The organism is Paenibacillus borealis (assembly GCF_000758665.1).
Classification (GTDB): domain Bacteria; phylum Bacillota; class Bacilli; order Paenibacillales; family Paenibacillaceae; genus Paenibacillus_AQ; species Paenibacillus_AQ borealis.
This window is the reverse complement of record NZ_CP009285.1, coordinates 5467629-5480561: the sequence shown is the minus strand read 5'-3', so window position 1 is coordinate 5480561 and position 12933 is coordinate 5467629. Positions and strand designations below refer to the sequence as shown.

Annotated in this window: 11 protein-coding genes; 8 read left to right on the top strand and 3 right to left on the bottom strand. The window is 54.0% G+C overall.

Features of this window, described 5'->3' with window-relative positions; genetic code table 11:
- The first annotated feature begins 13 nt into the window (after positions 1 to 13).
- Together PBOR_RS23485 and PBOR_RS23480 are read left to right on the top strand one after the other, a co-directional pair.
- The gene (locus PBOR_RS23485; protein WP_042215900.1) at positions 14 to 1774 is read left to right on the top strand and encodes an ABC transporter ATP-binding protein; all 1761 of its coding nucleotides are present in this window, start codon (positions 14 to 16) and stop codon (positions 1772 to 1774) included.
- Positions 1755 to 3602: an ABC transporter ATP-binding protein gene (locus tag PBOR_RS23480; protein ID WP_042215898.1), complete on the top strand. Its 1848-nt coding sequence runs from the start codon at positions 1755 to 1757 to the stop codon at positions 3600 to 3602. The genes PBOR_RS23485 and PBOR_RS23480 overlap by 20 nt, the downstream gene beginning before the upstream one ends.
- Positions 3603 to 4418: 816 nt before the next feature.
- Here the strand turns inward: PBOR_RS23480 and PBOR_RS23475 are convergent.
- Positions 4419 to 4724 (bottom strand): DUF2627 domain-containing protein, encoded by a 306-nt coding sequence (locus tag PBOR_RS23475; RefSeq protein ID WP_042215896.1) that lies wholly within the window; start codon positions 4722 to 4724, stop codon positions 4419 to 4421.
- A 167-nt stretch (positions 4725 to 4891) separates the two neighbouring features.
- Here PBOR_RS23475 and lpdA point away from each other — a divergent pair, with 167 nt between their 5' ends.
- From lpdA to lipB, 5 genes are all read left to right on the top strand, one after another.
- Positions 4892 to 6313, top strand: coding sequence for a dihydrolipoyl dehydrogenase (lpdA, locus tag PBOR_RS23470; protein WP_042215894.1), 1422 nt, complete (start codon positions 4892 to 4894; stop codon positions 6311 to 6313).
- Between the two features lie 268 nt (positions 6314 to 6581).
- Entirely contained in the window at positions 6582 to 7613 is a 1032-nt protein-coding gene (locus PBOR_RS23465) for a thiamine pyrophosphate-dependent dehydrogenase E1 component subunit alpha (RefSeq protein ID WP_042215892.1), read from the top strand.
- Positions 7614 to 7616: 3 nt separating this feature from the next.
- Positions 7617 to 8603: an alpha-ketoacid dehydrogenase subunit beta gene (locus PBOR_RS23460; protein WP_039300367.1), complete on the top strand. Its 987-nt coding sequence runs from the start codon at positions 7617 to 7619 to the stop codon at positions 8601 to 8603.
- Positions 8604 to 8978: 375 nt separating this feature from the next.
- Positions 8979 to 10424, top strand: coding sequence for a dihydrolipoamide acetyltransferase family protein (locus tag PBOR_RS23455; protein WP_042215889.1), 1446 nt, complete (start codon positions 8979 to 8981; stop codon positions 10422 to 10424).
- Between the two features lie 67 nt (positions 10425 to 10491).
- The gene (gene lipB / locus PBOR_RS23450; protein ID WP_042215887.1) at positions 10492 to 11202 is read left to right on the top strand and encodes a lipoyl(octanoyl) transferase LipB; all 711 of its coding nucleotides are present in this window, start codon (positions 10492 to 10494) and stop codon (positions 11200 to 11202) included.
- 73 nt (positions 11203 to 11275) lie between these two features.
- Here lipB and prli42 read toward each other — a convergent pair whose 3' ends face one another.
- Positions 11276 to 11377, bottom strand: a complete 102-nt coding sequence (gene prli42, locus PBOR_RS36675) for a stressosome-associated protein Prli42 (protein ID WP_099052488.1) — start codon at positions 11375 to 11377, stop codon at positions 11276 to 11278.
- A gap of 97 nt (positions 11378 to 11474) precedes the next feature.
- Here prli42 and PBOR_RS23445 point away from each other — a divergent pair, with 97 nt between their 5' ends.
- Positions 11475 to 12602, top strand: a complete 1128-nt coding sequence (locus PBOR_RS23445) for a M20/M25/M40 family metallo-hydrolase (RefSeq protein WP_042215885.1) — start codon at positions 11475 to 11477, stop codon at positions 12600 to 12602.
- A gap of 154 nt (positions 12603 to 12756) precedes the next feature.
- On the opposite strand, the gene PBOR_RS37080 is transcribed toward PBOR_RS23445, so the two are convergent.
- Complete coding sequence (locus PBOR_RS37080; protein ID WP_157764108.1) at positions 12757 to 12930, bottom strand: hypothetical protein; 174 nt, start codon at positions 12928 to 12930, stop codon at positions 12757 to 12759.
- Between the last annotated feature and the right edge of the window lie 3 nt (positions 12931 to 12933).

The window sequence follows — 12933 nt, the reverse complement described above, 5'->3', positions numbered from 1 at the left end:
TGGGGTATAACCGATGAATCTAACCTTCTCTTATCTTAAAAAATACCGTGTTGCAGCCATTGCCGCGCTGGTAATGATGCTGATCGAACTGGCAGTAGAGCTGTCGCAGCCTTTGCTGATCTCCAAAATCATTGATGAAGGTATCCGGGAAAAAGATACAGCTGTAGTCTGGCTGTGGGGCGGTGTGCTTGTGGGAAGCGCGGCAGTGGCGTTTCTTGCCGGTGTACTCAGCTCCTTTTTTGCATCGCATACCAGCCAGGGGTTCGCTTTCGACCTGCGGGACAAGCTGTATGAGAAGGTGCAATCCTTCTCTTATGAAATCTTCAGCCGCTTTCCTACCTCGTCGCTGATTACACGGCTTACCGGTGATGTGTCTCAGCTGCAGGATACGATATTCATGGGTCTGCGGTTCATGACCCGCATCCCGCTGGTCGTGGTGGGCAGCGTAATTATGGCGCTCGTGGTGCATGTCAAGCTGGGACTGCTGCTGACGGTGACGCTGCCGTTTTTGGTGATTTTCCTCCTATGGCTGATGCGGAGGGCCTCTGTCCTGTTCCGCAATGTGCAGAACCGGCTGGATGATGTCAATGGTGTTATTCAGGAGAATCTTACCGGCATCCGCCTGATTCGTGTCTTTGTGCGCATGGGTCACGAGATTGGCCGCTTTGCCTCGTTCAGCGGGAATCTGATGAAATCTACAGTCGCCGCGCTGCGGCTGACGGAGACCTCGACACCATTTATTATGATCATCGTGAATGCAGGGATTCTGGCTGTATTATGGTTTGGACGGATTGAGATTTCCGCAGGTGATGCGACGCTCGGGCAGACCGTTGCGGTTATTAACTACTCCCTGCGCACCATGGGAGCGCTGTCTGCGCTGTCTTGGATAATGGTAAGCTTCTCGCGCGCCCGGGCTTCCTCCGTGCGTATTGCTGAAGTGATGTCGGCCAGTGAAGGCCAGGGGGAATTGGGGATGGCACCAGCGCAAACGGGTACTCCGAATCAGAAGCAGGTGCCAGCCATTAAAGGGAAGGTTGAGTTCCAGCAGGTCGGCTTCAGTTATCCCGGCAGTGAGATTAAAGTGCTGGAGGACATTTCCTTCACAGTGCAGCCTGGAGAACGTGTGGCGATAATGGGTGCAACGGGCTCCGGTAAATCCTCTCTGGTAACATTGATCCCCCGTCTGTACGAATGTGGCAGCGGTGTCATCAGGATTGACGGGATGAAGCATACGGAGATGGGCATACAGGGTCTGCGGGGATCTATTGGATATGTACCGCAGGAGGTCCTGCTGTTCACTGGCTCGATCCGTGAGAATATTGCCTGGGGGAACGGTAAGGCGGATCAGGCGGACATTGAGCAGGCAGCCGCAGCGGCACAGATTCATGAGACAGTTGCAGGACTGCCGGACGGATACGATACCCGGCTGGGGCAACGCGGAGTCAATCTGTCCGGCGGACAGAAGCAGCGTCTGACCATCGCGCGGGCGCTGGTACGCAAACCGGCGATTCTGATTCTGGATGACAGCACCAGTGCGCTTGATGCGGTGACGGAGGGGCTTTTACTGGCGGAGCTGAAGACAATGTCCTGCACAACGTTCCTTATCACCCAGAAGATCAGTTCCACCGTGTCGGCAGATCTGATTCTGCTGCTGGACGAAGGACGGCTGATTGCACAGGGTACGCATACAGAACTGATGGATGAGTCCGCGCTGTACCGCAAAATCTATCAGTCACAGACAGGGGAGGCGCAGCATGTTCAAAGCACTCATTGAGCCGTTCCGCCATCCGAAGCTGGAAGTCGGACTGGGGGAAGGGAAGATCTTCGGGGCCATGGGCGCCCGGAAACCGAAGGCCAAGGCCAAGAACTGGTCCGGTACGCTTGGACGCATATGGAGTTATCTTGCGGAGCGCAGGGCTAAGCTGATACTGGTACTGTTTATGGTTCTGCTCAGCTCCGGCCTGTCCCTGCTCGGACCTTACCTGATCAGCCGGGCGGTGGACCATTACCTTGAAGGGAGCGGGGGCAGAACCTGGGTGATTTTTCTGATCACGCTGGCCCTTGTCTACCTGCTTAATTCTCTGATCTCCTGGCTGCAGAATATCTGGATGATCGAGATTGCCCAGGAGACCGTGTACCGGATGCGTACGGATTTGTTCTCTCATCTGCACCGTCTGCCCATTTCCTTCTTCAACCGCAGGCAGCAGGGGGAGATTATGAGCCGGCTTACCAATGATATAGAGAATATCAGCTCGACGCTGAACAGCTCGGCGATTCAGATTTTCTCCAGTATCCTGACGCTGGTGGGTACGGTGGGCGTAATGCTGTGGCTCAGTCCGCTGCTGACCCTGCTGACCTTCGTTGTTGTGCCGCTGATGATGCTGGGCATGCGCTGGATTACCAAGCGGACCGGCCCGCTGTTCAAGGAGCGGCAGCGCAATATGGGGGAGCTGAACGGATATATAGAAGAAACCTTGTCCGGGCAGCGGATTATCAAAGCGTTCTCGCAGGAGGAGCGGGTCATTACCGGCTTCAGGGAGCGCAATACACGGATCATGCTGTCAGGGTATTGGGCCCAGGCGATTTCCGGCTTTATTCCCAAGCTGATGAATGGTTTGAACAACCTGAGCTTTGCAATCGTTGCCGGAGTCGGGGGGCTGCTCGCCATCCGCGGACTCGTAACGGTCGGGGTGATTATCGCTTTTGCCGAATATGCACGCCAATTCACACGCCCGCTGAATGATCTGGCGAATCAGTGGAACACCCTGCTATCGGCAATTGCCGGTGCGGAGCGGGTATTCGAAGTACTAGATGAAGAAACCGAAGCCAGGGATGAGGGGGCAGCGGTAAAGCTGCAGCATGTGGAAGGCGCGGTGAAGTTCTCAGGCGTGTCCTTCTCCTATGATGGAGGCGCGGATACGCTGCAGGATATTTCTTTTGAAGCTAAGCCGGGAGAGATGATTGCGCTGGTTGGACCTACAGGAGCCGGCAAAACCACCCTGATCGGCCTGCTATCCCGCTTCTACGATCCGAGTAAAGGAAGTATTACGCTGGACGGAAGAGAGCTCTCCACGATCACCAGGGAAAGTCTGCGCAGCCATATGGCCTTCGTACTGCAGGATTCCTTCCTGTTCAAAGGTACGATCCGCGACAATATCCGCTACGGCAGACTGGATGCATCCGATGAAGAGGTGGAGGAAGCCGCTAAGCTTGCCAACGCTCACGCCTTCATTATGAGACTGCAAGGGGGCTATGACCGGATGCTGTCCGTAGACGGCAGCGGCATCAGCCAGGGGCAGAAGCAGCTGCTTGCTATTGCCCGGGCAATTCTTGCGAATCCGTCTATGCTGGTGCTGGATGAAGCTACGAGCAGTATCGATACGGTGACCGAGATCAAGATTCAGGAAGGCCTTCAGGCGCTGATGCGGGGCCGGACCAGCTTCGTCATCGCCCACAGACTGGGTACCATCCGGGCTGCTGACCGCATACTGGTGCTGCAAGGTGGCCGACTGATTCAGCAGGGTTCCCATGAGGAGCTGCTGCGGCAGGGCGGTCTCTACAGCGAGCTGGTGCAGGGGAGCAAGGGGGCTGCTGCGCAGTAAGTGCTGCGCAGTAAATGCTTCCGGTAAGGATGAGAATGCGAAGATACGGTGCTGAAACAGGCAGTGCAGAACGCGCGCCGGATTAATATAATCCCGTTGTTATAAGCCGGCGAATAGCCGGAGAGCGGAATAACTGCTTATAGCACAATAGAGCACATGTGAGCTGAATTTAAGATTGTAATATGAAATCAATCCTTCACTTGTGGACAGTTGGATTTCTGGGCGACTGCTGATGCTGTGGCCGCAAGAATCGCCCGATTATATCCGCTTTCCGGGGCAGAAATCGGGCGAATTTAATGAAACCCTGCACCAAATACAACATTTTCCTCATCCTACCGGCCTAAATCCTAAATTGTTGTAGAAAATGCAGGATTTCACCTTATTTAACCGGCTTAGCCGGATGATTGTTGTATTTCATACAACAATCCACCTGAACACCTGGCTGTCCGGGTACAAAGTTGCAAAACGTACAACATTGTTGTCTACAGCGGCCTAATTGACAGTGCTTCCTAGCCGGCAGCGAAACAACTATAAGAGATTGACGTATTCCGGCAGATTGTAGGTATAAGAGAGAGTGGGGAATTAAAGCTCTCCCGCCGCAATGCTGGCTCAATTTGGAACTTGAGCGGGAGTCTCTTGGCGCATAGCCTGTAAATTGCAAACAAGTGAGGGGACCGGTGCGGATCGGGATTTTCTCCAGCTCAGGCTGCTATGCGGTTAATTTCTGGACATCCGGACATACAAAAGGGGATGCCCCGGCAGCCAGTTCATTCCTGGCCTGGGACATCCCCTGCTTATTTAAGTTATTGACTGGTGTTAGGGAGTTGCCTCGGTGGACGGGGGCTGCTGCGCGTTCTGCTTCTCTCTGAAGCGTGGTCCTACATAGTTCTTCTTGCGGTCCCGGGTCAGAATCCAGCCGCCGAGGAAGCTCATTCCGGCCAGAAATAGCAGCAATCCGCCGCCAAAATGCAGCCAGGCGAAATCCGGTGTAACGGAGTCGTCACCATGCATGGAGATGTAGTTGAATATATCATCTTTCATCATCAGGAAGCCCTTCATGGCCAAGAGGCCGGGGAACACCAGAATAAGGATGGCAATGAAGCGTGAAATAAGCAGTTTCATAACAGTCCCTCCTCTTCGCAGCCGTTTGAATTCACCCATATGATAACGCTTCAATTGGCAAAAGTCCATGGATACATGATGTTTATCAGTTTTGTAATAGAATCAAAAGAGAGTACAATATAATAGGTTAAGCTGAATTTTAGAGGAATGACTGGAGGATACATATCATGACAATTACCTGTGACGTGGCGATACTTGGTGGAGGTACCGGTGGTTATGTGGCGGCGATCCGCGCCGCGCAGCTCGGCAAATCCGTCGTCGTCATCGAAATGGACAAGCTGGGCGGAACCTGCCTGCACCGCGGCTGCATTCCCAGCAAATCACTGCTGCGCAGTGCCGAGGTATTTGCTGAAATCAAGGAGAGCGAAAGCTACGGCATAGAGACGACTGGTGTAGAGCTGGTGTTTCCCAAAGTGCAGCTGCGCAAGGAAGCGGTTGTGGAGCAGCTCCATCAGGGCGTACAGTATTTGATGCGCAAGAATAAAATTCAGATTCTGAAAGGCAAAGGCCGGATTATCGGCCCGTCTATTTTCTCTCCGCGAAGCGGTTCCGTTGCCGTGGAGCTGGAGGATGGCGAGATGGAGACTGTAGTCTCTACCAATCTCATCATTGCAACCGGATCACGCCCGCGTATTCTGCCTGGCCTTGCGCCTGACGGTAAGGTGATTCTGAGCAGTGAAGAAGCGTTGACGCTTGAAGAGCTTCCGGCTTCGATTATTATTGTCGGCGGCGGGGTTATCGGCGTGGAATGGGCTTCGATGCTGGCCGATTTCGGTGTGCAGGTAACTGTAGTTGAGGCTGCAGGCCAGCTGCTGCCCCAGGAAGACGAAGAGGTTGCCCGTGAACTGCTGCGTCTGCTGAAGAAACGCGGAGTCAAAGTGTTGACCGGTACTACCGTGGATGCAGAGACCTGTAGCATATCGGAAGCCGGAATTACAATTGAAGCCCGCAAGAGTGAGCAGAGTCAGAGCCTGTCGGCAGAGAAGCTGCTGGTATCCGTTGGACGCGTAGCGAATATCGAGAATATCGGCCTGGAAAATACAGATATCCGCTTCGACAAAGGTGTCATCGGAGTGAATGCCAATATGCAGACAGGAGAGCCGCATATTTATGCCATCGGCGACTGCATCGGCGGACTGCAGCTGGCCCATGCCGCCAGCCATGAAGGCATCCGTGCCGTGAATCACCTGGCGGGCGAAACGCTTCATCCTTATGAAGCCCATCTGGTTCCCCGCTGCGTCTATACGCGGCCGGAAGTGGCAAGTGTCGGTTATACCGAGAAGGAAGCGAAAGCGCTGGGACATGAGACTGTAACCGGCAAGTTCCCGTTCTCGGCGATCGGCAAAGCGATTGTCTACGGAATGAAGGATGGCTTCGTGAAGGTGGTCGCAGATGCGAAGAGCGGGGATATTCTCGGGGTGCAGATGATTGGCCCGCATGTGACGGATCTGATCGGTGAAGCAGCATTGGCACAGATCCTGGATGCAACACCTTGGGAGGTTGGCGAGGCTATTCATGCCCACCCGACACTCTCGGAGATCATCGGGGAAGCTATGCTTGCGGTGGATGGAAGAGCAATCGGATTCTAGCAAACGATGAAGGGGCTAAAGTGAATGCCGGACGGAGCTGAAGGCGCTTGATGCGCTTAAACAGCTCCATAGCGGCATTTCTTGGCTTTTCTTTTTGTATGGAAAGAGATTATAATGAACTTAGAATGAATTTAGTACCTGGTTTTAAGATCAGGGCATATACTTTGTTAAACATGCTGAATAAAGTTAGCAAATGCTTATGAAACTTGTTTTTACGAAGTAAATTCAGAAAGCTATGCTTACAAAACTTTTAGGAGGTACCTCTTATATGGAATCCCAAGGTACTGTAGAAACCGTTAACCGACATAAACAGCTTGGACTCAGCGACGGCCAGGTCATCGATATGTACAGATTCATGCAGCTCGGGCGTAAGTATGATGAACGCAGTCTGCTGCTTCAGCGCGCAGGCAAGATCAATTTCCACGTGTCCGGCATCGGGCAGGAAGCGGCGCAGGTCGCAGCGGCATTTGCACTGGACCGGGAGAATGATTATTTCCTCCCCTATTACCGTGATTATGCTTTCGTGCTGTCCGTTGGAATGACGACGCGGGAGCTGATGCTGTCCGTATTCGCCAAGGCGGAGGATCCGAACAGCGGCGGCCGGCAGATGCCGGGCCACTTCGGAAGCAAACGCCTGCGCATCGTAACCGGATCAAGTCCGGTAACGACTCAGGTTCCGCATGCTGTAGGCTTCGCACTGGCGGCCAAAATGCAGAAGAAAAAGTTCGTTTCTTTTGTTACGTTCGGTGAAGGCTCCAGCAACCAGGGTGATTTTCATGAAGCGTGTAACTTCGCCGGTGTAAATAAGCTGCCGGTCATTATCTTCTGCCAGAATAACCAGTATGCGATTTCCATTCCGGCCCACAAGCAGCTTGGCGGCAAGGTCAGTGACCGCGCCCTCGGCTATGGCTTCCCGGGCTTCCGGGTGGACGGTAATGATCCGCTTGAGGTCTACCGTGTGGTGAAGGAAGCGCGGGAGCGTGCGCTTGCCGGAGAAGGACCCACTCTGATTGAAGCGATGATGTACCGCCTGTCACCGCATTCTACCTCGGATAATGATCTGGCGTACCGGACTAAGGAAGAAGTCGATGAGAATTGGAAAAAAGACGGCATCGCCGCGTTCCGCTCGTACCTGACCGGACTGGGCCTGTGGAGTGACGAGCAGGAGAGCGACCTGGTTGCCGAATATAATCTTGAATTGAAAGAGGCCATAACCTACGCCGAAAATGCACCGTTCCCGAAACCGGAAGATACGCTGCTGCATGTGTACGATGAATCCGGCCTCAAGGGAGGAGCATAAGCCATGGCGATGATGGAATATATCGATGCAATCCGGCTGGCAATGAAGGAAGAGATGGAGCGCGATGATTCGGTGTTCGTGCTGGGTGAGGATGTCGGCGTGAAGGGCGGCGTATTCACGACTACCAAAGGACTGCAGGAGCAGTTCGGTGCAGAGCGCGTGCTTGATACACCGCTTGCGGAGTCAGCGATTGCCGGCGTGGCGATCGGGGCAGCGATGTACGGCATGAAGCCGATTGCTGAAATGCAGTACTCGGATTTCATGCTTCCGGCAACGAACCAGATTATCAGCGAGGCGGCCAAAATCCGCTACCGCTCCAATAACGACTGGAATTGTCCGGTAGTGATCCGCGCGCCTATAGGCGGCGGGATCTTCGGCGGATTATATCACTCCCAGTGTCCGGAATCGATCTTCTTCGGGACTCCGGGACTGAAGATTGTAGCCCCTTATTCAGCCGCAGATGCCAAGGGACTGCTGAAAGCTGCTGTCCGTGACCCTGATCCGGTGCTGTTCTTCGAGAACAAGAAATGCTACAAGCTGATCAAGGAAGATGTGCCGGAGGGCGACTACATTGTGCCGATCGGTGAAGCGAATCTGCTGCGTGAAGGCAGCGATATTACGGTGATCGGGTACAGTCTGCCGCTGCATTTTGCGATGCAGGCAGCGGAAGAGCTGGAGCGGGAGCAAGGCATCACCGCGCATATTCTGGATCTGCGCACCTTGCAGCCGCTGGACCGTGAGGCGATTATTGCCGCTGTCCGCCAGACCGGTAAGGTGCTGATTGTCCACGAGGACAATAAGACCGGAGGCATCGGCGGTGAAGTGGCAGCGATTATTGCTGAGCACTGCCTGTTTGATCTGGACGCGCCAATCTTCCGCCTGTGCGGACCGGATGTGCCGGCGATGCCGATCTCTCCGCCGATGGAGAAGTTCTTCATGCTGAGCAAGGACAAATTAAAGGCTGAGATGCTTCGTTTGGCACAGTACTAATATGTGGGGACAACAGCTGGAATCTTCACCCTGTATGTACATTGGGCATGAATGTTGCAATTATTGCAACTTTGATTCGAAATTAGCAGTGGATTGGGTACGATTGCTGTATGAAATACAACAATTGGCACGCTTATCCGCTTGGATAGAGAGAAATGCTGCCTTTTTTACAACTTTTTTGAATTCTGGCCGGTTTAAGTGGTTAAATGTTGTATTTTGGGCAGGATTTCGTGGCTGTATGCTTCCGAAGCCAGTTTTGTACGAAGCTAATTCGGGAAGCAGAGCTTACAAAACTTTAAGCGTATGCTTTCTAAGCTAGTTTTGTCGAAGCTAACTCAGGGAGCTTGTGCTTACCAAACTTTAAGGAGTGACATTATGTCTGACAATACAAAGCTGACGGATGTAATCATGCCGCAGCTTGCAGAATCGCTGGTGTCGGCGACGATCGGGAAGTGGCTGAAGCAGCCGGGAGATACGATCGAGCAATATGAGCCGATCTGTGAGCTGATTACGGATAAGGTAAATGCTGAACTTCCGGCTACCGTAGACGGTACGCTGGTGGAGCTGCTCGCCGAAGAAGGCCAGACGGTCAGCGTCGGTGAGATCATTGCCCGCATCGCAGTAGCTGGTGCCGAGGCCCCTGCTGCCCAAGTCCCTGCGGCGTCCGCAGCAGCACCGTCACCGGCAGCTGCCGCTGCGGGACCTGCCAATGCCGCCGCACCGGCGGCATCCGGCGCCGCGCCGCAGGCGGCCCACGCCTCCGTCCGGCCGTCCGTGCCGGCTGCGCCATATGACGCGGATGCTCCGATGCGTTCCCGTTACTCTCCGGCTGTGCAGACGCTGGCCGCCGAGCACGGCGTCAACCTTACGGCCGTGCCGGGCACCGGCCTGGGCGGACGCATCACACGTAAGGATGTGCTCGCGTTCCTGGAGAGCGGCGCAGCTGCGGCGCAGCCTGCACCTACAGCCCCAATGGCTGCTGCTCCTGCACCGCAGCAGCCTTTATTCCAGCCTATTCAGGAAGAAGTGCGCGAAGAGCTTCAGCATTTGCGTCATTCCGGCCTGCACTTAAGCGAATCGCCGAAGATTCCGACGATTGAAGTGGAAGGCGGCCGGGGCAGCAGCTCGGAATATCTGATCGATGTTACACCGATCCGCAATACCATAGCTACCCGTATGCGCCAGAGCGTCTCAGAGATTCCGCATGCCTGGACGATGATTGAGGTCGATGTGACCAATCTTGTCGTGCTGCGCAACAAGCTGAAGGATGAGTTCAAGCGCAAAGAGGGCATTAACCTGACCTATCTGGCCTTCCTGATGAAGGCGGTTGTCAGTGCAATCAAGGATTATCCGATCATGAACTCCGTCTGGGCTGTTGACAAAATCATTGTCAAACGCGATATCAACATCTCGCTCGCCGTAGGCACAGAGGATTCCGTAATGACACCGGTCATCAAAAAAGCCGATCAGAAGAATGTCGCCGGGCTGGCCCGCGAGATCGACGAACTGGCGCTGAAGACCCGTGAAGGCAAGCTGCGGCTGGACGACATGCAGGGCGGCACGTTCACGGTTAACAATACCGGCTCGTTCGGCTCGATTCTGTCCTACCCGATTATCAACTATCCGCAGGCGGCTATCCTAACCTTTGAATCTATCGTGAAAAAGCCTGTAGTCATCAATGATATGATCGCCGTCCGCTCGATGGCCAATATCTGCCTGTCGCTGGATCACCGGATTCTGGATGGAGTCATCAGCGGACGCTTCCTGCAGCGTGTGAAGGATAATGTGGAAGGATATACGCCGGACACGAAGCTGTACTAGTTAGTACTTTAAGCTGCTGCTGAACCCTGTGACAGGGAGAATAAGAAGCAAAGGGGACCTGATAACCATGGACAACCTGAACTTAAGCAAACTGGAAGTTTCCTATCTCCCGCTGATAGAATACGGCGCGGCCTGGGAGCTGCAAAAGGAAGCGGTGCAGGGGATCGACGCAGGTACCGCTTACGAGCGGCTGATCCTTTTGCAGCATCCGCCAACCTATACCGTCGGTTCACAGAATCATCCGGAACATCTGCTCCTTAGCGGGGAACAGCTTAAGAAACAGGGGATTGCGCTGTTTGAAATCGACCGCGGAGGAGATATTACATATCACGGGCCGGGCCAGCTTGTCGGTTACCCTCTCCTGAAGCTTGGCGAAGACGGCAAGGTCGATCTGCACGGGTATCTGCGCAGGCTGGAGGCCGTTATTATTGCCTATCTGGCTTCATACGGGATATCAGGAACCCGCAAGCAGGGATATACGGGCGTATGGGTCGGCGATGAGAAGATTTGTGCGATCGGCGTCAAATTCAACAAGAGTAAATTCCGCAGAGGTTTTATTACCAGCCACGGCTTCGCGTTCAACATCTCAGCCGGAATCAGCCAAAGCGGATTCTCGGGAATCATCCCCTGCGGCATTGCTGAGTACGGAGTCACTTCACTTGAGGAATGCACCGGGCGTTCTTTTGGCATAGAGACCGTTGCGTCGGAGCTGGTGCCTTATTTCCTGCAGCAGTTTCCGTATGAAGCGGTTGCCGGGGCTGTACATGCTGCAGAATAAGGAATGCTGCATCCAGGTAAAGCCAAACAGCGCCCGGGGAACCCGGACGCTGTTAATTAAGTACTAAACGAGATTAACCGGCCATAAACGGCTCGATGACAAACAGCACCGTAGAGGCGATCATGGCGATCAGCATAATGTAGATAATGATGCGGAACCATTTTTTCTGTTGCATGAGTGACTCCTTTGAGATTAGTTTAAGTTAAGAACGTAGGCGTAAATGAACGCAGTACAACCATTGTAACGTATCCGTGAAAGAGAGGGAAGTCCAAGTGATATCACAAGACCGGTTGATCAATGAATTCATGGAGCTTGTCCGTATTGATAGTGAAACCCGAAATGAACGGCGGATTGCCGATGTGCTTAAGGAAAAATTCAGCAGTCTGGGACTGACAGCAGTTGAAGATGACTCCCAGGAGAGAACGGGACACGGAGCGGGCAATCTGTTCGTGACCTGGCCTGCGGACAGCGGCGTAAGCGCGCCTAAGCTGCTGTTCACCTGCCACATGGATACAGTGGTTCCAGGGCAGAATATCAAGCCTTCCCTTGGGGCAGACGGCTGGATTACCAGCGACGGCAGTACGATTCTCGGAGCCGATGACAAAGCGGGACTTGCTGCCCTGTTCGAAGCGATCCGGGTGATTCAGGAGCAGAAGCTTCCGCACGGGCAGATCCAGTTTGTCATTACGGCAGGCGAAGAGTCCGGGCTGATGGGCGCACGTGCAATGGACCCGGCGCATCTGGATGCCGATCTGGGCTTCGCGCTCGATTCCAATGGTGAAGTAGGTGCTATCGCGATTGCTGCGCCGACACAGGCGCGGGTAACGATGCAGATCTTCGGCAAATCCGCTCATGCAGGGGTGAATCCGGAGGATGGAATCAGTGCGATTCAAGTGGCCAGCAAAGCGATTTCGGCGATGAAGCTTGGGCGGATTGATAATGAAACGACAGCGAATATCGGCAAATTTGCCGGCGGCGGCCCGACCAATGTCGTCTGTGACCATGTGCAGCTGGATGCGGAAGCCCGCAGTATTGTGCAGGAGAAGGTAGAACTGCAGATTGCCTCTATGCGTGAAGCCCTGGAGACGACCGCACGTGACAATGGCGCGCAGAGTGAATTCCGCAGTGAAATTATTTATCCGGCGTTCAGCTTTAATGAGCATGATCCGGTAGTACAGCTGGCAGACCGCGCGATTACTTCGCTGGGACTGACCACCCGGCTGTTCGCTTCCGGCGGCGGCAGTGATGCCAATGTGTTCAACGGCCTGAAGGTTCCTACTGTGAATCTGGCTGTCGGCTATGAGGATATCCACACGACAAAGGAACGGATCAAAGCCGAAGATATTGTCAAAGTAGCCAGCCTGGTTGTAGCTATTGTGGCCGAAAGCCAGAAGGGCTGATTTCAAAAACTGCTCAAATGCCCGCCGGTAATGGGGCCGGCTGGGGTTAAATATAACAAGAAGGAGCTGTTCCGGATTCACCGGGAAACAGCTCCTTCTTGTTACTTAGTGAAGTTAAATCTGCCTCAAGGAACTCCGGAAGAACGAAGCGGCATTACCCGGCCTTGGAAGCTTTGATCCGCGGTTCCGCCTGGAGCAGCAGGATGTAGGCCAGGGGCATATCACGCCCATATTGCTTCATCCACCCGGCCATGACGGCCATTATTTGCTCCGGTTTCCCTACCATTGTAACAGCGGATGAGCTTGTACGGACAAGGATGTCATTCATGCC

Bases quoted from the DNA above. Each gene is read 5' to 3' on its own strand.
- PBOR_RS23485 (WP_042215900.1), top strand. From the start codon at position 14: ATGAATCTAACCTTCTCTTATCTTAAAAAATACCGTGTTGCAGCCATT.
- PBOR_RS23480 (WP_042215898.1), top strand. From the start codon at position 1,755: ATGTTCAAAGCACTCATTGAGCCGTTCCGCCATCCGAAGCTGGAAGTC.
- PBOR_RS23475 (WP_042215896.1), bottom strand. From the start codon at position 4,724: ATGAAACTGCTTATTTCACGCTTCATTGCCATCCTTATTCTGGTGTTC.
- lpdA (WP_042215894.1), top strand. From the start codon at position 4,892: ATGACAATTACCTGTGACGTGGCGATACTTGGTGGAGGTACCGGTGGT.
- PBOR_RS23465 (WP_042215892.1), top strand. From the start codon at position 6,582: ATGGAATCCCAAGGTACTGTAGAAACCGTTAACCGACATAAACAGCTT.
- PBOR_RS23460 (WP_039300367.1), top strand. From the start codon at position 7,617: ATGGCGATGATGGAATATATCGATGCAATCCGGCTGGCAATGAAGGAA.
- PBOR_RS23455 (WP_042215889.1), top strand. From the start codon at position 8,979: ATGTCTGACAATACAAAGCTGACGGATGTAATCATGCCGCAGCTTGCA.
- lipB (WP_042215887.1), top strand. From the start codon at position 10,492: ATGGACAACCTGAACTTAAGCAAACTGGAAGTTTCCTATCTCCCGCTG.
- prli42 (WP_099052488.1), bottom strand. From the start codon at position 11,377: ATGCAACAGAAAAAATGGTTCCGCATCATTATCTACATTATGCTGATC.
- PBOR_RS37080 (WP_157764108.1), bottom strand. From the start codon at position 12,930: ATGAATGACATCCTTGTCCGTACAAGCTCATCCGCTGTTACAATGGTA.